At 71.5% G+C, this 19655-nt stretch carries 20 protein-coding genes; 8 read left to right on the top strand and 12 right to left on the bottom strand.

Features of this window, described 5'->3' with window-relative positions; all coding sequences use genetic code 11:
- Nucleotides 1-291 precede the first annotated feature (291 nt).
- Nucleotides 292-1968 (top strand): 2-isopropylmalate synthase, encoded by a 1677-nt coding sequence (locus QSK36_RS32325; RefSeq protein ID WP_285785122.1) that lies wholly within the window; start codon nucleotides 292-294, stop codon nucleotides 1966-1968.
- A gap of 242 nt (nucleotides 1969-2210) precedes the next feature.
- On the opposite strand, the gene QSK36_RS32320 is transcribed toward QSK36_RS32325, so the two are convergent.
- Entirely contained in the window at nucleotides 2211-2690 is a 480-nt protein-coding gene (locus QSK36_RS32320) for a hypothetical protein (RefSeq protein WP_285784989.1), read from the bottom strand.
- Nucleotides 2691-2793: 103 nt separating this feature from the next.
- Complete coding sequence (locus tag QSK36_RS32315; RefSeq protein WP_183532613.1) at nucleotides 2794-3660, bottom strand: helix-turn-helix transcriptional regulator; 867 nt, start codon at nucleotides 3658-3660, stop codon at nucleotides 2794-2796.
- A gap of 164 nt (nucleotides 3661-3824) precedes the next feature.
- Here QSK36_RS32315 and QSK36_RS32310 point away from each other — a divergent pair, with 164 nt between their 5' ends.
- Together QSK36_RS32310 and QSK36_RS32305 are read left to right on the top strand one after the other, a co-directional pair.
- Nucleotides 3825-4631 (top strand): alpha/beta hydrolase, encoded by an 807-nt coding sequence (locus tag QSK36_RS32310; RefSeq protein WP_285784988.1) that lies wholly within the window; start codon nucleotides 3825-3827, stop codon nucleotides 4629-4631.
- A 57-nt stretch (nucleotides 4632-4688) separates the two neighbouring features.
- Nucleotides 4689-5606: an NADP-dependent oxidoreductase gene (locus QSK36_RS32305; RefSeq protein ID WP_285784987.1), complete on the top strand. Its 918-nt coding sequence runs from the start codon at nucleotides 4689-4691 to the stop codon at nucleotides 5604-5606.
- Between the two features lie 86 nt (nucleotides 5607-5692).
- Here the strand turns inward: QSK36_RS32305 and QSK36_RS32300 are convergent, their stop codons facing one another.
- Nucleotides 5693-6664 carry a GlxA family transcriptional regulator gene (locus QSK36_RS32300; RefSeq protein ID WP_285784986.1) on the bottom strand — a complete coding sequence of 324 codons (972 nt, stop codon included), beginning with the start codon at nucleotides 6662-6664 and terminating at the stop codon, nucleotides 5693-5695.
- A gap of 72 nt (nucleotides 6665-6736) precedes the next feature.
- Here QSK36_RS32300 and QSK36_RS32295 point away from each other — a divergent pair, with 72 nt between their 5' ends.
- Both QSK36_RS32295 and QSK36_RS32290 read left to right on the top strand, forming a co-directional pair.
- A complete protein-coding gene (locus tag QSK36_RS32295; protein WP_285784985.1) occupies nucleotides 6737-7942 on the top strand; it encodes an MFS transporter in 1206 nt (401 codons plus the stop codon).
- A 105-nt stretch (nucleotides 7943-8047) separates the two neighbouring features.
- Nucleotides 8048-9094 carry a BtrH N-terminal domain-containing protein gene (locus QSK36_RS32290; RefSeq protein WP_285784984.1) on the top strand — a complete coding sequence of 349 codons (1047 nt, stop codon included), beginning with the start codon at nucleotides 8048-8050 and terminating at the stop codon, nucleotides 9092-9094.
- Here QSK36_RS32290 and QSK36_RS32285 read toward each other — a convergent pair.
- Nucleotides 9091-9663: a CGNR zinc finger domain-containing protein gene (locus tag QSK36_RS32285; protein WP_183532602.1), complete on the bottom strand. Its 573-nt coding sequence runs from the start codon at nucleotides 9661-9663 to the stop codon at nucleotides 9091-9093. The genes QSK36_RS32290 and QSK36_RS32285 overlap by 4 nt on opposite strands.
- Nucleotides 9664-9684: 21 nt before the next feature.
- Between QSK36_RS32285 and QSK36_RS32280 the strand changes: the two genes are divergently transcribed.
- On the top strand, nucleotides 9685-10128 hold the full coding sequence (locus tag QSK36_RS32280; RefSeq protein ID WP_139578011.1) for a VOC family protein: 444 nt from the start codon (nucleotides 9685-9687) through the stop codon (nucleotides 10126-10128).
- A gap of 4 nt (nucleotides 10129-10132) precedes the next feature.
- Here QSK36_RS32280 and QSK36_RS32275 read toward each other — a convergent pair whose 3' ends face one another.
- The 5 genes from QSK36_RS32275 to QSK36_RS32255 form a co-directional block, all read right to left on the bottom strand.
- Nucleotides 10133-10738 (bottom strand): response regulator transcription factor, encoded by a 606-nt coding sequence (locus QSK36_RS32275; RefSeq protein ID WP_139578012.1) that lies wholly within the window; start codon nucleotides 10736-10738, stop codon nucleotides 10133-10135.
- Nucleotides 10735-11859: a sensor histidine kinase gene (locus QSK36_RS32270; protein WP_285784983.1), complete on the bottom strand. Its 1125-nt coding sequence runs from the start codon at nucleotides 11857-11859 to the stop codon at nucleotides 10735-10737. Before QSK36_RS32270 ends, QSK36_RS32275 begins: the two co-directional genes overlap by 4 nt.
- Nucleotides 11860-11879: 20 nt before the next feature.
- Complete coding sequence (locus QSK36_RS32265) at nucleotides 11880-12605, bottom strand: ABC transporter permease (protein ID WP_183533661.1); 726 nt, start codon at nucleotides 12603-12605, stop codon at nucleotides 11880-11882.
- Complete coding sequence (locus QSK36_RS32260) at nucleotides 12605-13501, bottom strand: ABC transporter ATP-binding protein (RefSeq protein ID WP_285784982.1); 897 nt, start codon at nucleotides 13499-13501, stop codon at nucleotides 12605-12607. Before QSK36_RS32260 ends, QSK36_RS32265 begins: the two co-directional genes overlap by 1 nt.
- 108 nt (nucleotides 13502-13609) lie before the next feature.
- Nucleotides 13610-14344: an alpha/beta fold hydrolase gene (locus tag QSK36_RS32255; protein ID WP_285784981.1), complete on the bottom strand. Its 735-nt coding sequence runs from the start codon at nucleotides 14342-14344 to the stop codon at nucleotides 13610-13612.
- A gap of 42 nt (nucleotides 14345-14386) precedes the next feature.
- Between QSK36_RS32255 and QSK36_RS32250 the strand changes: the two genes are divergently transcribed.
- A complete protein-coding gene (locus QSK36_RS32250; RefSeq protein WP_183532594.1) occupies nucleotides 14387-15346 on the top strand; it encodes a helix-turn-helix transcriptional regulator in 960 nt (319 codons plus the stop codon).
- Here the strand turns inward: QSK36_RS32250 and QSK36_RS32245 are convergent.
- On the bottom strand, nucleotides 15328-16167 hold the full coding sequence (locus QSK36_RS32245) for a helix-turn-helix transcriptional regulator (protein ID WP_285784980.1): 840 nt from the start codon (nucleotides 16165-16167) through the stop codon (nucleotides 15328-15330). The genes QSK36_RS32250 and QSK36_RS32245 overlap by 19 nt on opposite strands.
- 220 nt (nucleotides 16168-16387) lie before the next feature.
- Here QSK36_RS32245 and QSK36_RS32240 point away from each other — a divergent pair, with 220 nt between their 5' ends.
- Entirely contained in the window at nucleotides 16388-17149 is a 762-nt protein-coding gene (locus tag QSK36_RS32240; protein WP_285784979.1) for an SDR family NAD(P)-dependent oxidoreductase, read from the top strand.
- A gap of 87 nt (nucleotides 17150-17236) precedes the next feature.
- Here the strand turns inward: QSK36_RS32240 and QSK36_RS32235 are convergent, their stop codons facing one another.
- Both QSK36_RS32235 and QSK36_RS32230 read right to left on the bottom strand, forming a co-directional pair.
- Nucleotides 17237-18640 carry a glycosyltransferase family 4 protein gene (locus QSK36_RS32235; protein WP_285784978.1) on the bottom strand — a complete coding sequence of 468 codons (1404 nt, stop codon included), beginning with the start codon at nucleotides 18638-18640 and terminating at the stop codon, nucleotides 17237-17239.
- 76 nt (nucleotides 18641-18716) lie between these two features.
- A complete protein-coding gene (locus QSK36_RS32230; protein ID WP_183532588.1) occupies nucleotides 18717-19388 on the bottom strand; it encodes a class I SAM-dependent methyltransferase in 672 nt (223 codons plus the stop codon).
- Between the last annotated feature and the right edge of the window lie 267 nt (nucleotides 19389-19655).

Raw genomic sequence — 19655 nt, 5'->3', positions numbered from 1 at the left:
AGGTTGTCTGAGGAGTTGTTCTGTGGTTAGTCTAACCGCCATGTCGCACTGGTCCTTCGGCCGTATTTCCGGCCTGCTTCTCGGCCGCCGCGGCGGGGTTTGATCCGAGACCGGCGCCCCGCCGCGGGGTGCCGTGCCGCCGGTCGCCGGCAGACCGACCAAAGGATCACCTTCGTGACCACCGCCTCCACTCCCGTCCCCGCGATCCGCACACCTTTCCCCACGCTTCGCACCCCGGACGGCCCGGTGCCCGCCGATGCTCCCGCCTGGAATCCTCAGCGAGGCAGCGCGATGCCGTACCACCGCTACCGGCCCGTCCACGAGCGGGTCGAGATTCCCGAGATCCGGCGCGCATGGCCGGGGCACAGGATCGAGCGGGCCCCACTGTGGGTGCCCGTGGACCTGCGCGACGGCAACCAGGCGCTCGCCGAGCCGATGGACACGCCGCGCAAGCGCCGTATGTTCGACCTCCTCGTCGCGATGGGGTTCAAGGAGATCGAGGTCGGCTACCCGTCGTCGAGCCGGACCGACTTCGACTTCGTCCGTCACCTGGCGGTACGCGGCGCGGTGCCGGACGACGTGACCCCCGTGGTGTTCACGGCGGCCCGCCGCGACCTCATCGAGCAGACCTTCGCCTCCATCCAGGGCATGCCGCGCGCGGTGGTGCACCTGTACACCGCGACCGCGCCGGTCTGGCGCGACGTCGTGCTCGGACAGGACCGGGCCGGCCTGCACGCGCTCATCCGGGAGGCCGCCGAGCACGTCGCGCGGCTCTCCGACGCCATGCCGGAGACGGCGGTGCGGTTCGAGTTCTCCCCTGAGGTGTTCAACTGCACCGAGCCCGACTACGTCCTGGAGGTCTGCAACGGCCTCACCCGGTTGTGGGACGCCTCGCCCGACCGGCCGGTGATCCACAACCTGCCCGCCACCGTCGAGATCGCCACGCCGAACCTGTACGCCGACCAGATCGAGTACATGCACCGCCACCTCGAACGGCGTGACGCGGTCATCCTCTCGGTCCACCCGCACAACGACAGGGGCACGGGGGTGGCCTGCGCGGAGCTCGCCGTACTGGCCGGGGCGCAACGCGTCGAGGGCTGCCTGTTCGGCAACGGCGAGCGCACCGGGAACGTCGACCTCGTCACCCTCGCGCTGAACCTGTACGCGCAGGGCGTCGACCCGATGGTGGACTTCTCCGACATCGACGTCGTCCGGCGGACCGTCGAGGAGTGCAACCGCCTGCCGGTCCACGTACGGCATCCGTACGGGGGAGACCTGGTCTACACGGCCTTCTCCGGCACCCACCAGGACGCGATCAGCAAGGGCCTCGCCCACCACGAGCGCGCGGCGGCCGAGCGGGGCGTGCCGGTGGGGGAGGCGCCCTGGTCGGTGCCCTACCTGCCGATCGACCCGGCCGACGTCGGCCGCACGTACGAGGCGGTCATCCGGGTCAACAGCCAGTCGGGCAAGGGCGGCATCGCCCACCTCCTCCAGACGCACCACGGGCTCGACCTGCCGAAGGCGCTGCGCGCCGAGTTCTCCCGCGTCGTGCAGGACGCGACGGACCGCAGTGGGCGGGAGGCCACACCGAAGGACCTGCTCCAGTTGTTCCGCGCCGCGTACATGGCGGAGGACGGGCCGGTCACGCTGTCGTCGTGGGCCGCCGGCGGCGACGGCTTCCACTGCCTGGTACGGCGGGACGGGTGCGAAAGCGAGGGCACCGGCGCCGAACCGGCGGCGGCCCTCGCCGCGGCGCTGGAGGCGTCCGGAATCGCGGTGGAGGTGCTCTGGCAGGGCGGGCATCCGGCGGAGGGCGGCGCCGTCGCCTACGCCCGATGCCGCGTCGGCGACACCCCCGCGTGGGGAGCGGGTGAGGACGCCGACGCCGTGACGGCGTCCGCCCGGGCGGTGCTCGCCGCCGTCAACCGCGCCCTGGCCGGGCAGCGGGGTGACCGCTCGCAGGGGTAGCCGGGCGATCTGCTCGCCCTCGGCTGCCTTGCTCGCCTGCCTCGGTGGGAGGCGAGCAAGGCAGCCGAGCCTGATGCCCACGTAGTGGAGCGTGACGCAGTCTTCAGCGGTGTGTGCACACCAGCCGACTGGCTCGTCTGCCCTATTTGGGCGCCTCTGTGCCATAAGGGCCGCGCCGCTTCATCCAGGCGCCGATCGGGGCGACGGAGTACATCGGGGCCGATGAGGGTGTGGCTCACAGCTCACGGCGTCTCTTCTGGGCTTTCCAGCTCCTTCAATAGCCGGATCATCGCTGTACGGATGTTCGCTTCGGTCTGCGCTCGTTTCTCGGGATGGTCCTCCCAGGCCGATTGCAGGCTGAGGAACCTCAACATGGTCTCTGTCCGGGGCGGCCAGGACTCGGAGACGTAGCAGGACTGCCAGTAGATTTCATGGGTAGCCGCATGGAGGGGCATCTCCCCTTGAAGCGCCCGCCGAGCGGCCATCGCCATCGTCCGACGACGCGCCTCCTCCACGTCCGGGACCGGCGAGCCCAGTTCCTCCATGGCGAGGTAGAAAAGATCGCGCGCTTCACGAACCTCATGCGAGAACAGGCCTGCCAGTTCGCGCAGCGCCGGCGAGTCCACCCCGCGTGCCAGTGCTTCGGCCGCGAGCATCGGCAGCTCGTCGGAGAGCATGTCCTTCAGGACGAGGCGGACCGCGGCCTCTTCCAGTCGTTCCACGCCGTCACCTTACGATTGCGCAGCCGTCGGTCCGTACGGCTCCGGTCGACGATCCCCCGCACCGGCTCCGGTAACGGCGAAATGCCATCTCGGCGGGGGTGCCCTAGTTCGCGGACGTGCGCGTCGCGGCGGTGTCGTGCCGGTGCTGCGGGCCGAGCACGCGCAGCATGTCCAGCGCCTCGGTGCCGCCGGGCGGCGGGGTGAAGACCCGCAGTCGCTGGTCCGCCGCAGGCGTCGCCAGCACTTCGCAGTCGAACTCGATCCTGCCCAGCTCGGGATGCATGAGCCGGTACGGGTGTGACCTGCGCACCGCGACCTCGTGCCGGTCCCAAAGCGCCGCGAACTCGGCGCTGGCCGCGCGGAGCCGCGTGACAAGTGCGCGGGCTGCCGCGTCGTCCCCGCGGCGGGTCACCGCGGCGCGCAGGTCGGCGACCAGCTGCCGGGAGTGCTCCTCGTGCTCCTCGGCCGCGAAGTGGTTCCGCACGTCCGGCTCGGTGAACCAGCGCAGCACGATGTTGCGGTCCTCCTTGGCCACCCTGCACACGCACCCGAACAAGGCCTGCGCCATGTCGTTCTGCGCCAGCAGGTCGCCCAGGTCGCTCAGGACCTGGACCGGAACGCTGTCCAGCCGGTCGAGCAGGTACAGCATGCTCGGCCGCAGGTACTCCCCGGCCCGCGCCCCCTCCGGCGGGCGGTGCCCGGCGAGCAGGTACAGGTGGTCCCGCTCGTCGGTGGTCAGTCGCAGCGCGTGCGTCAGCGCGGCCAGCATCTGAACCGAGGGCTGCGGGCTCCTGGCCTGCTCGAGCCGCATGTAATAGTCGGCCGACATACCGGCGAGTGCCGCGACCTCCTCGCGGCGCAGTCCCGGCGTACGCCGCCTCGGCCCCTCGACCAGTCCGACGTCCCGTGGAGTCAGCCGCTCTCGGGACCGGCGCAGGAAATCGGCGAGGTCGTCGCGGTGAATCCCCATATCGGTAGTGATATCACCGTTCGTCAAACAGATCCTGGGACCGTCGATCCTAGGGAGACCGCTCCGTTCCTCAGCCGTCGACGACGAAGGCATAGTCGAGGCGTGGCCGTCCAAGGCCTATCCGTACGAGGAAAAGCGGTGGATCACGCGATGAAGGCGGTTTCATGAGGGAATCTGTGCTTGAAGTGCCGGGCGCGCGGCTGCGTCATTTCGTCCGTGGCTCGGGCCCCCTGCTCGTGCTCGTCGCCGGCGGCCATGGGGACGCCGCCGTGAACGAGGCTCTCGCCACCCACCTCGCCGACAGGTACACCGTCCTCACCTACGACCGCCGTGGCCTGTCGGGTAGCACCACCGACGACCCCGGACTGACGCTGGTCACGCACGCCGACGACATCTCCCACCTCCTCTCCGACCTCACCACGGAACCCGCCCACGTCTACGGCAGCAGCATCGGCGCCCTGATCTCGCTGGAGCTGACGACCAGGCACCCCGGGCAGGTCGGCGTGGTCGTCGCGCACGAACCGCCCGTCACCCAGCTGTTGCCTGAGCCGGAGCGCGCTCTCGCCATCGGGGATCTGCTCGCAGCCGAGGAGACGTTCAAGGCGGAGGGCGCCTTCTCCGCCCTGCGTAGGTTCGCGAAGTTCGCCGGCATCGACCCGACAGACCGTGAGCCCGACGTCGAGACGCGCGTTCCGGGGCCGGAACAGCTGCCGAACCTGGAGTTCTTCCTCACGTACGACGCTCCGGCCCTACGGGCTCACGCTCTCGACCTGACCGCGCTCAAGAACTCACCCGCCCGTGTCGTGCCCGCTGTCGGTGAGAACTCGGGCCACATCTGGGCGCACAGGTGCGCCAGGTTGCTCGCCGAGGAGCTGGGGATCGCCTGCGAGACGTTCCCCGGCGGGCACAACGGATACGTCTTCCGCCCGCGCGCGACCGCGGAGCGACTTCACCAGGTGCTCGACGTCTAGGCCTGCCGGACCGGCACTCCAACACCTATCCGAACGAGGAAGAGCGGTGATCACGCGATGAAGGCGGTGCGGTTCCACGAGTACGGCGGAATCGATGTGCTGCGGGTGGAGGAGGTGGAGCGTCCGGTTCCCGGCCCCGGGCAGGTGCTGGTGGAGGTCCGCGCGGCCGGGATCCAGCCCGGCGAGGTGATGATCCGGAAGGGCGCGCGGCACGAGCGCTGGCCGGCGACGTTCCCCTCCGGGCAGGGCAGCGATCTGGCCGGTGTCGTGGTGGAGGTCGGTTCGCAGGCGCGTGGCGTCGCGGTGGGCGACGAGGTCCTCGGCTTCACCCACAACAGGGCAAGTCACGCGGAGTTTGTCGTGGTCGACGACGTGAATCTGATCCCGCGTCCGGAGGGGCTGTCCTGGGAAGTGGCCGGGTCGTTGTACGTGGCCGGCACGACCGCGTACGCCACCGTGTTCGCGGTCGACCCCGGACCGGCCGACACGGTCGTCGTGTCCGGTGCGGCGGGCGGCGTCGGGTCCCTTGCCGTGCAGCTCGCGCGGCGGCGCGGCGCCACGGTGATCGGGCTGGCGAGCGAGCCGAATCACGCCTGGTTGAAGGATCGCGGTGTCGTCCCGGTCGAGTACGGGGAGGGCGTGGCCGAGCGGATCCGGCAGGCCTCCGGCGGGAACGTCGACGCCTTCATCGACACGTTCGGCGACGGCTACGTGGATCTGGCAGTGGAGCTGGGCGTACGGCCCGAGCGGATCGACACGATCCGCGACTGGCGGACCGCCGCCAAGGTTGGTGCGCGGACCTACGGAGAAGGCGCGGCGGCATGCGCGGTCGTGCTCGGCGAGCTGGCCCGGCTCGCCGCACGCGGGGAGCTCGAGGTGCCGATCGCCCGCGTCTACCCGCTGGAGCGGGTGCGGGACGCGTTCCGCGACCTGGAACGGGGGCACACGCACGGCAAGATCGTGCTCCGGCCCTAGGGAGGGCGGGTGACCTGTGCCATGGTGGGCGCTCGCCGTACAGAGCAAGTGGACGGGCGGGGTCGCGGCGGAACAGCCCGGGAGCTTCAGCGGAAGGAGCGGCGGTAGGCGGCCGGGGTGGTGCCCAGGGCGGTGTGGAAGCGGCGGCGCAGGTTGACCGCCGAGGAGAGGCCGACGCGGGTGGCGATGGTCTCGACGGGCAGGTCGGTCTCCTCCAGCAGGGCGCGGGTGGCGGCCAGGCGGCGTTCCAGCAGCCAGCGGGCGGGTGGGACGCCGAGCTGATCGGCGAACTGGCGGGTGAGGGTGCGAGGGGAGACGCCCGAGTAGACGGCCATGTCCTTGACGGTGACCTGGTCGGGCAGGCGCGAGAGGAGCCATTCGAGCAGGGGGGCCAGGGAGTCCGGCATGGGGCCGGTGGTGGGGAGGGGAGGGTACTGGCGCTGGCAGCCCTCGCGGTGCGGACCGGCGGCGAGCTGGCGGCCGATGCGCATGGCGTGGGCCGCGCCGTACTCCTGGAGGACCTGGTGAAGGCAGAGGTCGAGGGTGGCGGCCGAGGCTCCGGCGGTGGCGACGTCGCCGTGATCGACGTAGATGACGGTGTCGTCGGGGATGACGCGGGGGTGGCGCGCGGCGAGTTCGCCGGACAGTTCCCAATGGACGGAGGCGCGGCGGCCGTCCAGGAGGCCCAGGGCGGCGGGGATGAAGATTCCGGCGCAGACGGCGACGATGCGTGCGCCTCGGGTATGGGCTTGGGACACCGCGTGGAGTACGGCGGGCGAGGGAGTGAGGGTCCAGCTCGCGATGACCACGGTGTCGGCTTCGTCGAGGGCTTCGAGACCGCTGTCCACCTGGATGGGGACGCCGAGGGTGGTGGGGAGGGAGCCGGCGCGCTCGGCGCACAGGCCGAAGCTGTAGTGCTGGGGGATGTCGGGGCCGTGGTAGCCGAAGACCGCTGAGGCGGAGGTGACCGGGTAGAGCTCCTGGTTCGGGGCGACCAAGGCGACCACGCGATGCGGGTCGGGGGGCGTAGGCGGCGTTACCGGGCAATCCAAGTCCATGGCGCAAATGTATCTAATGATGTCATTTGGGACACCGGTGCTCTGATCTGGAAAAACCCAGGATTGGGGCTCATGTGGACGAGGAACTTCACCCTCTACTTCGGGGCTCGCACGATCTCGCTGCTCGGCGACGCGATGATGCCCGTCGCCTCGGCGCTGGCGATCGGGAGAGTCTATGGGATCGCGGGCGTCGGCTACGTGCTCGCGCTCTGGACGGCGTCGGCGGTGCTGGTCATGGTGTTCGGCGGAGTGGTCGCCGACCGGGTCGGCGCCCGGCGCTTGATGATCGGCGCGGACATGGGCAGGGTCGTCACCCAGGGGGTGGTGGCCGTCGCCTTCCTGGATGGTGCTCCGCCGTACGCCCTGTTGCTGGTGACGGCGTTATTGTCGGGCGCGGCCGCCGGGATCTTCGAACCGGGCGTCAACGGCATGGTCCCCCTGGTCGCCGGAGATCCGCAGCGGGCCAACGCGACGTTGAAGATCGCCGAGGCGGTCACCCAGCTGGCCGGGCCCGCACTGGCCGGAGTCCTCATCGTCGTCGCCGGGCCGGTCTTCGTCTACACGGTGGACGCCGCGACGTTCCTGGTCAGCGGGGTGTGCCTGCTGCTGGTCCGGGCCGCCGTACCCAGGCCGGAGCCCTCCGACGTGCTGAGCGACCTGCGCAGGGGCTGGGAGGAGTTCACGGCCAGGAGCTGGATGTGGTCGGTCATCCTGGTCTGGGTGTTCTGGGGCGTTCTGGTGGTCGGGCCGTACGTGCCGCTGTCATCCCAGGCCATCGGGGCCGGCTACGGCTGGGTGATGACGGCGCTCGGACTCGGCACCGTGCTGGGCGGGCTGGTGGCGATCAGGCTCAGGCCGCGCAGGCCGCTGGCGGCCGGGGCGGTGGCGCTGAGCGGGTACGTGGCGGTGCCGCTGGCGGTCGCACTCGGGCTGCCGCTGCCGCTGCTGATGGCCGGGCACCTGCTCGGAGGGTGCGCGTTGGCCTTCTGGTCGGTGATGTGGTCGACCAGCGTGCAGACACAGGTCGCGCCAGACGTGGTGAACCGGGTCAACGCCTACCAGGTGGCCGGGTCGGTCGCGGGCATGGCAGTCGGGCAGGCGCTGGCCGGTCCGGTCACCGCACTGGTCGAACCGCGCGCTTTCATGCTGGGGTCGGCCCTGGTGACGGTCGGCGTGGTGGCGGCGCTGCTGTCGATCAGGCCGGTCAGGCGGCTGGGCCGGGAACCTCAGGAGTCCGGAGGCCGGTCGATCTCGGTCTCGGCCGGCTTGCCGACGTAGTTGTCCCCTCGCCGACGAGATGATCAGGACTTCCGGTGGACTCTCCCATTGTGGGAGACCTGACGCTACTTCCAGCGATCAGGGATAGGGATGAGGAGAGCGAGCATGGCCATCGTGAAGGACGTCGAGGCCCGTGGAATGCACCACTGCGAGACGACGGCGCTGGGGGTGCTGTTGCGGCATGAGGGACTCGATCTGTCCGAGCCCATGCTGTTCGGGCTGGGCTCGGGCCTGTCCTTCATCTACTGGGACAGCAAGGGCATGCCGTTCCCCCTTCTCGGAGGCCGCGTCAAGCCTTTCGACCTCACCAGGAACCTGGCCGCCAGGCTGGGGCTGACGTTGACGGTTGAGGAGACCACCTCACCGCGCAAGGCGTGGGAGAACGTGGCCGTCCCAATCGACGCCGGTCGGCCGGTCGGCCTCCAGCTCGACTCCTACCACCTGGACTATTTCCGCTCCACGGTGCACTTCGGCGGTCATGTCGTCGCCATGTACGGCTACGACGAGCACGACGTCTACCTTGTGGACACCGACCAGCAGGGAGGAGCGGTGCGTACCAGCCGGGCCGGCCTCGCCATGGCACGGGCCGAACGCGGCCCGATGACCGCCAGGAACCGATCCTTCACCATCACCCTGCCGGCTCACCCGCTCTCCTGGCAGGACCGGATCATCCCCGCCATCAGAGACTGCGCCGACGCCTTCCTCGCCGCTCCCATCGCGAATCTGGGCCACCGCGGCATCGAGAAGGCCGGCAAGCAGGTGCCCGGATGGCTGCTACGCGCCGGCGAGCCGCGGCAGGACCTGCCGCAGGCCGCCCTCCTCATGGAGAAGGGCGGCACCGGCGGTGCCCTGTTCCGCGCGCTCTATCGCGACTTCCTCGACGAGTGCACCCGGCTGATCGACGACGACGACCTCCGCGCCGGTCACCGGCTGTACACGGAGGCCGCCGTCCTGTGGACGCAGGTGTCCACCTTGATCGCGAAGGCGGGGGAGAGCGGCGACGCGGGATACCTCGAGCAGGCCGGCGCCATCCTCCACGATCTTTCGCGCGTCGAGAAGGACGCCATGCAACTGCTGCGTCGGTTGTCGACGGTGCCTGCGTCACGTTCACGTCGTCCCGGCTCTGTGCCGGCGGGAGCAGGCGAACGCTAGCCCTCGCGGGAGCGGTGGGCGCGGACCTTGTGGCGGTTGCCGCACCGGTCCATCGAGCACCAGCGCCTGCTGCCCGGACGTGAGGTGTCGACGAAGATGAGGGCGCAGTTGTCCCCCGCGCACTCCCGCACGCGGTCCGCGTAGGGGCCGGTGAACAGCTCGATCGCGTCTCTCGCGACGGTCGAGACCACTTGGCCCCCGGTCGCCGGGGTCGCCCAGGATCGCAGCCCGTCCGCCGTCATCACGGGCGTCAGCGGCGGCGCCGACGCCGCCCGGTTGACCGCGTCCACGTCCGCCTGTCTCGGCGTGCGTCCGTGGACGCGGTCGCCGGCCAGCCCCCACAGGGCGGTGCGCAGGGCTTTGGCACGGGTGAGCTCGTCGGCCGTCGTGTCCACCTCCTCCAGGCCGAGCCGGGACACGGCGGCCCATCGGGCGAGGTCGGCAGGCTCGTGGAGCGTCTCGTAGTGGGCGTAGACCCCCACGCCGCCGCTTACCAGGAACTCCAGGCAGAGGGCGCCCGGATCGAAACGGAAGGAGACCCCGTCGCGTGGATGTAGCGTCAAGCTCATGTAACCACTATAAAGGGTTACATGACTCTCGAATGGAAGCTCGTCATCGACTGTGCCGACCCGCACGCGCAGGCCGCGTTCTGGGCGGAGGCCCTGGGCTACGAGGTGGAGGACAACAGCGCGGTGGTCGGCCGGCTCCTGGCCGCCGGCGTCGTGGGGGAGGAGGCGGTGACCCCCGACCGCGCGGCCTTCCGGACGCTGCGGGCCGTACGGCACCCGGACGACCCGGTCGATCCGGACACCGGCACCGGCCTCGGCCGCCGGATCCTCTTCCAGGCGGTCCCCGAGCCGAAGGCCGGCAAGAACCGCCTGCACATCGACCTGCACGCGGGCCCCGAGCGCAGGGACGCCGAGGTGGACCGGCTCAAGGCACTGGGCGCCACCGTGCTGCGCACCGTCCGGGAGCCCGGGGGCCACCACGTGACCATGGCCGACCCCGAGGGCAACGAGTTCGACGTGCAGTGAGCCTCTACAGCCAGCCGTTGTGCCGGGCCAGGCGGGCGGCCTCGATCCGGTTCCTGGTGCCGGTCTTGCCGATGGCCGACGACAGGTAGTTGCGCACGGTGCTGTCCGACAGGTGGAGACGGGCCGAGATGTCGGAGATCGTCGAGCCGTCGGCCGCCGCGGCGAGGACGTCCCGCTCCCGGTCGGTCAGCGGGCTCGGGCCGGTGCTGAGCGCGGCCGCCGCGAGCGCGGGGTCGATGACCCGCTCGCCGCGCAGCACGCGGCGGACGGCGTCGGCGAGATCCTCGACCGGGCCGTCCTTGACCAGGAACCCGCGCGCCCCGGCTTCCATGGCGCGGCGCAGGTAGCCGGGCCGCCCGAACGTCGTGAGGATGAGCACGGCGCAGCCGGGCAGGTGCTCGCGCAGGTCGGCGGCGGTCTCCAGCCCGCCGCGGCCCGGCATCTCGATGTCGAGCAGGGCCACGTCGGGCCGGGTGCGCAGGGCGGTGTCCACCACCTCGTCGCCGTGGCCGACCTGGGCGACGACCTCGATGTCCTCCTCCAGGCCGAGGAGCAGGGCCAGCGCGCCGCGCATCATGCCCTGGTCCTCGGCCAGCAGCACCTTGATCACTGACCGTCCTCCTTCGCGTACGGCACGGCCACCCGGAGCAGGAAGCCTCCGTCCGCCGGCGCCGTGGTCTCCACGGCGCCGGCGGCGGCCTTCACCCGCTCACGCAGGCCGATCAGCCCGTTGCCGTGGCCCTGGGCCTTCTTCGGCGGGCCGTCGTCGCGGATCTCCAGCACCAGGAGCCCGCCGTCGTCGCGCAGGCCGATCTCGCAGGCCGACGCGCGGCTGTGCCGTACGACGTTGGTCACACCTTCGCGCACGGCCCAGCCGAGCAGGGCGTCGGTCTCGGGATCGGGCCGTACGGAGGAGGTGCGGACGGTCGCCTCGATGCCGGCGTCCGCGAGCGCGGCGCGGGCGGAGTCGAGCTCGGCGGCGAGCCCCCTGCCCCGGTAGCCGGTGACGGCGGCCCGCACCTCGGTCAGCGCCTGCCGCCCGATCTGCTCGATGTCGGCCGCCTGCCCCGCCGCCGCGTCCGCGTCCACCCGCGACAGCCGGCGTACGGCCTCGGCCTTGACGACCATGATCGAGAGGGTGTGCCCGAGCAGGTCGTGCAGGTCGCGGGAGAAACGCAGCCGCTCCTCGGTCACCGCGGCCCGGGCCAGCTCCTCGCGGGTCGCCTTGAGCTCGTGGATGGCCTCCCACAGCCGGATGATGATCGCTGGTATCAGGCCCGCGGTGAACGTGCCCCAGATCATGGACAGGACGCCGGTGAGGGATGCGCCGGCCCCTACGGCCACGGCCAGTGCGGCGCCGCACTCGGCGATCAGGATCACCGGCAGGACCTTGCCGCGCACGGTGATCCCGGTGGCGACGGCCAGCATGACGATCAGATAGAGCCAGTTGTGCCGGAATCCGGTGGCGGACGCCAGGACCACCACCGCGAGCAGCCCCAGCACCGGCAGGGCGCGCCGCCGGTTCGCGAAGGCGAAGTGTGTGGTGACCACGTAGAGCCCGGCGGCGGCCAGCGCGGCCGGCCATGCCAGCCAGAGGGGATGGGACCGGCCGTGTGCGATGTCCCACACGGGTGCCGCCGTCACGGCCACCCACATGTACATGCCCTTGGCGTCGGGGCCGCGCTCGCCCTCGCGTAGCGGGTCGAGCCAGGTGTCGCGTTCTGTCGTCATCGGGAACGTCACATTAGCGGTCAGGCCCGGCGACCGGCGCGGCGGTAGCCGTACACCGCGTAGACGCCGAAGACGAGCAGCCAGGCCGACAGGAGGACGACCTGACGGAGGGTGGGGACGTCGCCGAACGCGATCCGCCAGGACAGGCCCGCGTAGCTGTTCGACGGGGTCCACTCGGCGATCGCCCGCAGCCAGGACGGGAAGTTCTCGACCGGCACCCACAGGCCGCCGAGGATGGCCAGCGTCAGCATGGTCGCGATGTTGGCCATCGCCGCCGACTGACCCGACAGGCGGTAGCCGTTGCCGAGGCCGAGCAGGGAGAAGGGCACGGTGCCCGCCCACAGGAGCGCGACGATCGCCAGCCACCGCTGCGGGGGGAGCGTGACGTGGTTGACCAGCACGCCGGCCAGCAGCACGGCCGCGATGCTCGGCACGACGGCGACCGCTCCTGTGACGACCTTCCCGGCCACGACCTGGGCCGAGGTCAGCGGGGTGAGCCGCAACTGGCGCAGCCATCCCGCCGCGCGGTCCTCGGCGATGCCGCTGCCGTTGTTGAACGCGCCGCCGAGCGCGCCGTAGGCCGCCATGCTGACCATCGTGTAGATCGCGGCGTCGTGCCGGTCGCCGGGAGCCAGGCCGAGGTTGGTGAAGACGAGGTACATGACGACCGGCATCACGATTCCGAAGATCACGTAGCCGCCGTCGCGCATGGACCTGGTCAGTTCGAGCCGCACGTATCCCCACATCACGCGTTCTCCTTCGCCGTGAGGGCCACGAAGGCGTCCTCCAGGTCGGCAGGGACGACCTCCAGTTCGCGTACGGCGCCCGCGCGGGCGAGGGCCATGACGGTGGCGTCGGAGTCGCCGCTGCGCAGGTGGACCCGGCCGCCCCTGATCTCCATGTGGCGTACGCCCGGCAGGGTCGAGAACCAGGCGGACTCGCCGTCGGCGGTCACGCTCACCGTGGTCAGCGCCGCCGCCCGCTTGATCTCCGCGCTGGTGCCGTCGGCGATCACCTGGCCGTGGCCGAGCACGACGACGCGGTCGGCGTGCTCGTCGGCTTCGTCCAGATAGTGGGTGCTGAACAGGATGGTCTTGCCCTGGCTGGCCAGCCCGCGCATGCCGTTCCAGAACTCGCGCCTGGCCTCCACGTCGAGCGCGGCGGTGGGCTCGTCGAGGACGATCAGGTCGGGGTCGCCGCACACCGCCATCGCGAACCGCACGCGCTGCGCCTGCCCGCCGGACAGCCGGTCCACCCGGCGGTCGCGCAGGTCTCCGATCCGGGCGAGTGTGAGCACCCGGTCGAGGGGGAGGGGAGCGGCGTAGGTCCCGGACACGAAGGTCAGCAACTCGCGGACCGTGACCCGGGGGATCAGGCCGCCCTCCTGCGGCATCGCGCCCACCAGGCCCTGCCGTACGGCCTGCTCGGGGTCGAGCCCGAACAGCGCGGCCCGCCCGGAGTCGGGTGGCAGCAGTCCGAGCAGCAGCGCGATGGTGGTCGACTTGCCCGCGCCGTTGGGGCCGAGGAGGGCCACCGTCTGGCCGCGGGGGATGGCGAGCGTGAGCCCGTCCACGGCCCGTACGGGGCCGAAGCGCTTGGTCGCCGAGGTCAGGGACACGGCGTCGGCGGTTCTCGTGGTCATGGGGACGACGGTAGGCGGGCGCCGTCGGCCCAGGTAGAGAGATCGATACGGCCCTGGGCAGGACAAAAGTCCCACCCAGGGAATCTACAATGTAAAGGCGTCGGCTTGTCAGGCCATCTCGGCGAGGAGCACGGCCAGATCACCGGGACGGGAGAGCATCGGCCAGTGACCGGTGGGCAGCTCACGCAGCTCCCACTCCGGCCCGGCCAGCGGCGCGAACGCCGGATGTCCGGTCGCGATCAGCTCCTTGACCTGCGCGAGCGGGAACGAGGAGCTCACCAGCGTCTTCGGCAGCGCGGCGAACGCGGCGGCGTCGTCTCCCAGCGCGAGGGGCTGCGTGATCGTGCCGAGCGGCTGGTCGGTGGCTCGGGCGGCCATCAGCGCGCGCTCGCGCTCGCCCAGCCCCTCCAGGCTCGCGCCCGACTCCTGCAGTTCGTCCCAGGAGGGCATTGGGTAGCGCTGGCCGTCCACGACGCGCTTCTCGACGAACTCCCGCCCGGTCAGGTCGATCTGGGCCAAGCCGTCCGGCACCGGGCCGCTCTCGACGTACACGACCCGGCTCACGCGGCCGGCCGCGCGGGCGGCGGCTCCGGTGATGGCGGCGGCGCTCCCGCTGTGGCCGACGAGCACGACGTCGTGCAGGTCTTCGGCCTCGACGAGGCCGGTGATGTCGCGGATGTGGGTGTCCAGGTCGAGATCGGGGGAGGCGAGGTGGGCGCGGTCGGCGAGGCCGGTGAGGGTCAGGGGGTAAACCTCGTGCCCCATGCCACGGAGGGCGGCGGTCACGTCCCGCCATGCCCACGCGCCGAGCCAGAAGCCAGGGACAAGTACGTATGTCGTCATGCGTCGACGCTAGATCCGAATCAGGGCAGAATCGGTCCTGATATGTCGACCAATCGCGTTCTCGCCTTCCTGGAACTGCTGCAGGCCAGGCCCGGGCTCACCGGTCCCGAGCTGGCCGAGCGCCTGGAGGTGGACGTGCGGAGCGTGCGCCGCTACGTGCGCAGGCTGGAGGACCTCGGCATTCCGGTGGAGGCCGAGCGGGGACGCTACGGCGGCTACCGGCTGATGCCGGGATACCGGCTGCCGCCGCTCATGCTGACCGGCGACGAGGCCACCGCCGTGGTGCTCGGGCTGCTCGCGGGCCGCCGCGCGGGCCTGACGGTGGGCGAGGGGGCGGCCGAGAGCGCGCTCGCGAAGATCCAGCGGGTGCTGCCCGACGCCCTGCGCGACCGGGTCGGCGCCGTCGAGGACATGGTCGGCCTGACCACCCGCTCCGCCGCGACCTCCCGGCCGAGCGGGGCCACGTTGCTGACGCTGGCCGACGCGGCCCGCCGTCGTCTCCGCGTAAGGCTGGCCTACCGGTCCTATCGGGGGCAGGACAGCGAGCGGACGGTCGATCCCTACGGACTGGTGTTCCACTCGGGCCGCTGGTATCTGACCGGCCACGACCACCACAGGGGGGAGGTGCGGACGTTCCGGCTCGACCGGATCGGCCGGGCGGAGATGACGGAGGAGGAGTTTCCCGCCCCCGGGGAGTTCGACGCGGTCGCCCACGTCATGGCGTCGCTGGCCGGCGTGCCGTACCGGTACGAGGTCGAGGTGGTGCTGGCCACGACGATGGACGAGGCCCGGCGGCGGATCCCGCCGACGGTGGCCGCGCTCGCCCCGGTGGACGGCGGCGTCCGGATGACCGGCCGCGCGGAGCGGCTGGACGGCATGGCGCAGGTGCTGGCCGGCCTCGGCGTGCCGTTCACCGTGGTCGGCCCGCCCGAACTGCGCGAGGAGGTCCGGGCGCTCGCCCGTCGCCTGCAGGAGTGGGCCGGTCAGGCCCCGAGGCGCTGACCGCCGATGACGGCGAGCAGGCGCAGCTTGTCGTGGCTCTCGGTGCCCGGCGTGGCCGTGTAGACGAGCAGCGCCTGCGACTGGTCGGGATCGAGCAGCGTCTGACACTGCAGTTCCAGCGCGCCGAGCTCCGGGTGCAGCAGCCGTTTGGTGTCCGGGTATCCGAGACCCACCTCGTGCCTGTCCCAGAGCGAGGCGAACTCGGCGCTGCGGCCGAGGAGGTCGTGGGTGACGGCGGCGGCGCGGGAGCGGGGCCCCTCGCGCGTGGCGGCCTCCCGCAGCAGGGCGGTGAACACGCGTCCGTACAGGGGATGGTCGTCCTCCGGGTAGAGGCGCCGTTCGGCCGGGTCGGTGAACCACCGGTAGAAGATGCTGCGCGCCATGCCGCTGAAGACGGTCTGGTCGCCTAACAGGGCGACGGCGGCCGGGGTCTGCCGGAGCGTCTCGCCGAGTGCGGTGGTGACCATGGCGGGTGTGTCGCAGAGCCGGTCGAGCACGCGCATGATCCCCGGGTTCACGTGGTCGCCCCGCAGCGCCCGCTGGGGTGCACTGTGCCCGGCGAGCCGGAAGAGGTGGTCGCGCTCGGCCAGGGTCAGGCGCAGCCCGCGGGCGATCGCGGCGAGCATCTGCTCCGACGGCTGCGGCCCTCTCCGGCGTTCCATCCGGCTGTAGTAGTCGCTGGACATGCCGCAGAGGGCGGCCACCTCCTCGCGGCGGAGCCCGCTGGTGCGCCGGCGTGGGCCGCGGACCATCCCGACGTCCTCGGGCTGCAGGGCCTCCCTGCGCTTGCGCAGGAAGTCGGCCAGTCCCTCGCGGTCCACGCTCGCGCCTCCTTGCCTTCTCCCGTCCCCGCTCATCCTTCCGCGCCGGGCGCCCTGTATCCACGGCCTGCCGATCCCCGGATACGCGGGCCCCGGCTGCGTCGGCCGTGGCTGCGTTGGCCGTGGATAAGTGGGCCGTGGCAGCCCGGCGCGCGGCCCGGTGAACTGGGCGTGACGGCCCCGCCGGGGGCCGTGTCCCCGATGACCAGGAGCTTCGATCATGACCTCTCAGCGAATCGCCCTCATCACCGGCGGCAACCGGGGCCTCGGACGTGCCACGGCCCTCGCCCTCGCCGAGCGCGGCGTCGACGTCGTCGTCACCTATCGGACCGGCAAGGACCAGGCCGAGGAGGTCGTCGAGTCCCTGACCCGGCTCGGCCGCACCGCGGCGGCGCTGTCGCTGGACACCGCGGCGGTGGCCGGGTTCGACGGCTTCGCGGACGAGTTGCGCCGCACCCTGCGCGAGCGGTGGGACCGGGACGAGTTCGACTACCTCGTCAACAACGCCGGCATCGCGGTCAGCGCGGCGTTCGCCGACACGACCGAGAGCGAGTTCGACGCCCTGACCGACGTGCACTTCAAGGGCGTCTTCTTCCTCACGCAGAAGTTGCTGCCCCTCATCGCGGACGGTGGCCGGATCGTCAACCTGTCGACCGGGCTGACCAGGTTCGCGAGCGTGGGGCAGGCGGCGTACGCGTCGGTGAAGGGCGCGGTGGAGGTGCTGACGCGATACCTCGCCAAGGAACTCGGGCCGCGCGGCATCACGGTCAACACCGTCGCCCCCGGCCCGGTCGGCACCGACTTCGCGGGCGGCGTCATGCGGGACGACGAGGGCTTCCGCGCCATGCTCGCGTCGCAGACGGCGCTGGGACGGGTGGGGGAGCCCGCCGACGTCGGAGGCGCGATCGGTGCCCTGCTCGCCGAGGAGAGCCGTTGGATCACCGGTCAGCGCGTCGAGGTCTCCGGCGGCATTTTCCTGTGACCGTGGGCCCGGTGCGGTGGGTGGTGCCGCCGGTGGTGCTCCGGACGGTCGTCCGGATCGCCCGTGAGGCGGCCCCTCGCCGGTGGTTCACGCGTTCTGGCTGAGGCGTGCCGTCCGTCCGTCAGGCGTACGGCCGACGTCGAGCGCGGCGGCGCCGAGAGGGCCCGGCCGTTCCCCGGCGTCCTGTTCGCCCGCCTCGGCCGACCCGTACGCGAGCGGGTCGCCGGGCGCGTGACCGCGCCGCCGGGCCACCAGGCCGGACAGCAGGTCCTCCCACCGGGCGCCGATGACGTCGAGGTCGTGGCGCGCGGCCGTCTTCAGCGCGTTGGCGCCCATCTGGCGGCGCAGGTCCTCGTCCTCGATGAGCGTGCAGATGGCGTCGGCCATCGCATGGATCTTCTCCGGCTTCACCAGCAGGCCGTCGTGGCCGTGGGTGATCATCTCCTTGGGGCCGGTCGGGCAGTCGTAGCTGACGACGGGGACGCCCTTGCTCATCGCCTCGAGGATGACCATCGGCATGCCCTCGTGGCGGGAGCTCAGCACGAACATCGAGGCGTCCGCGAGGACGGCACCGACGTCCTCGACCGGGCCTTCGAGGAACACCCGCTCGGAGAGCCCGCGCTTGTCGATCGACGCCTGGAGCTTCTCCTGCCGGGGGCCGCCGCCGTAGATCCGCAGCGTCCAGTCCGGGTGCCGCGCCGCCACGTGCGCCCACGCGCGGATGAGCAGGTCGTAGCCCTTGCCCCAGGTCAGGCGGCCCACGGTGACGACGGTCTTCGCGGTGACCGGTGAGACGCCGCCGTTCAGGCGGGGCGTCGCGTTGGGCACCTGCGCCAGCACGGCCGGCAGGTCCCTGCGCGCCTTCTCGAAGGACCGCTCGTAGGCGCGCAGGTCGGCCTGCGTGAGGGTGACGACCGCGTCGTGCCTGGCATACCTGCGGATGATCTGCTTGCGCACCAGCGGTTGGTGCGAGGACAGGTTCCCGTGCTCCTGGGCGACCGTGATGATCTCCGGGGGTGCGAAGCGGGCGGCGATCAGGTTCAGGCCGGGCCGGGTCCCGATGAGGACGCCCCTGCGGCGGGAGCGAATGTAGCGGACCAGCTTGAGGTCGGTGCGCAGGGTGAACCAGTGGTAGGCCGCCTCGTCCTTCGGCACCAGCCTGCTCGGGAACCGCGACAGCAGGCCCTTGCGGCGGGGCAGCCGGTCGTCGAGGTAGCGGACGCGCACTCCGGGAGGAACGGGGAGGAAGGGCTCCTCGCGTTCCCGCACGACGCTCACGATCTCGACATCGTGGGTGCGCGCCAGATATCCGGCGAGGTTGAAGACCGTGCGGATCGTGCCGCCCATGCCGTTGGCGTGCAGCAGCAGGATGCGGATCTCGTGACCGTCGGGCGGCGGTGCCGAGCGGGCACGCTGCCGGTCACGGGCCTCCAGCGCCCGTACGACCGCCCTGGCCGCTTTCCTGGCCACCCTGCGGTGAAGAGAAGACACAGTCACGCCCCGTTTCGTGTCAGACGAAGATCCCCTTTCCCTATGACGTAACCGGCAGTTGTTCCGTTGTTGTGAACTAGGTCACACAGTGCTTGGAAAGCCGATATATGGTCGTCCGTTTGCTGGGGGCGTCCTCCAGGAAGGCGGGCACCTGATGCACCCCGACCTGCTCGAACACGCCTTCAGGGAGATAGGAGCAGGCGCGGTCGGGCACCCCGATAAGGACCTCGCCGCCGGCCCGGGACAGGAACGGGGTGACCCGCCGGGCCAGCGGCTCCTCGTAGTAGACGTCCCCGGCCAGCACGACCTGCTGGGACGGCGTCCCGTCGAGCAGGTCGCCACCGGCGATCCGCACCGCGACGCCGTTGGCGCGGGCGTTCACGCTGACGGCCGCCAGCGCGTACGGGTCGACGTCGTTGGCGACGACCAGGGCGGCTCCGGCCAGCGCCGCGGCGACCGCGACCAGGCCCGAGCCGCTGGCGAGGTCGAGGACGGTGCGGCCCCGCACGATCTCGGGGTGGTCGAGCACGTGGCGGGCCAGCGCCTGCCCGCCGGCCCAGGGGCAGGCCCAGAAGGGCAGCCGCCCGGCGCGCTCCCACAGCTCGTACACACGGTCGTCCCCGCCCGCGTCCGGCACGGCATCCGGCCCGGCGCCGGGCGTGATCAGGCGCAGCCGTATCTCCGGCACGTACGGCACGGCCGCGAGCCCGGTGTGCGCGCGGACGAAGTCCTCGGCGTCGTCCTCCACGGCCGCCGATCGTATCCGCACGGACACGCGTCCGGGGCTACACACTCGCGAGGAGGATCGGAACGGCCGGTGGCGTCACACCGTACGGCTCGCTCGCGGCCCGTCCAGCCCCCAGGTTACGATCTTGGTCGGCGTGATTGCCCGTCCGGTGAGACGGTGGCCAGCCGCCCGATGCGCTGCGTGGCCAGATAGTCGAGTTCGGCCTGGGTGAAGACCATGGGTGAGTCGTTCCGTTGCTTCTGTCATAGGAGCCGCGAGCCCTTGGCC

This window comes from Microbispora sp. NBRC 16548, assembly GCF_030268985.1.
Classification (GTDB): domain Bacteria; phylum Actinomycetota; class Actinomycetes; order Streptosporangiales; family Streptosporangiaceae; genus Microbispora; species Microbispora catharanthi.
The sequence above is the reverse complement of the archived record's forward strand: the minus strand, read 5'-3'. Positions and strand labels throughout refer to the sequence as shown.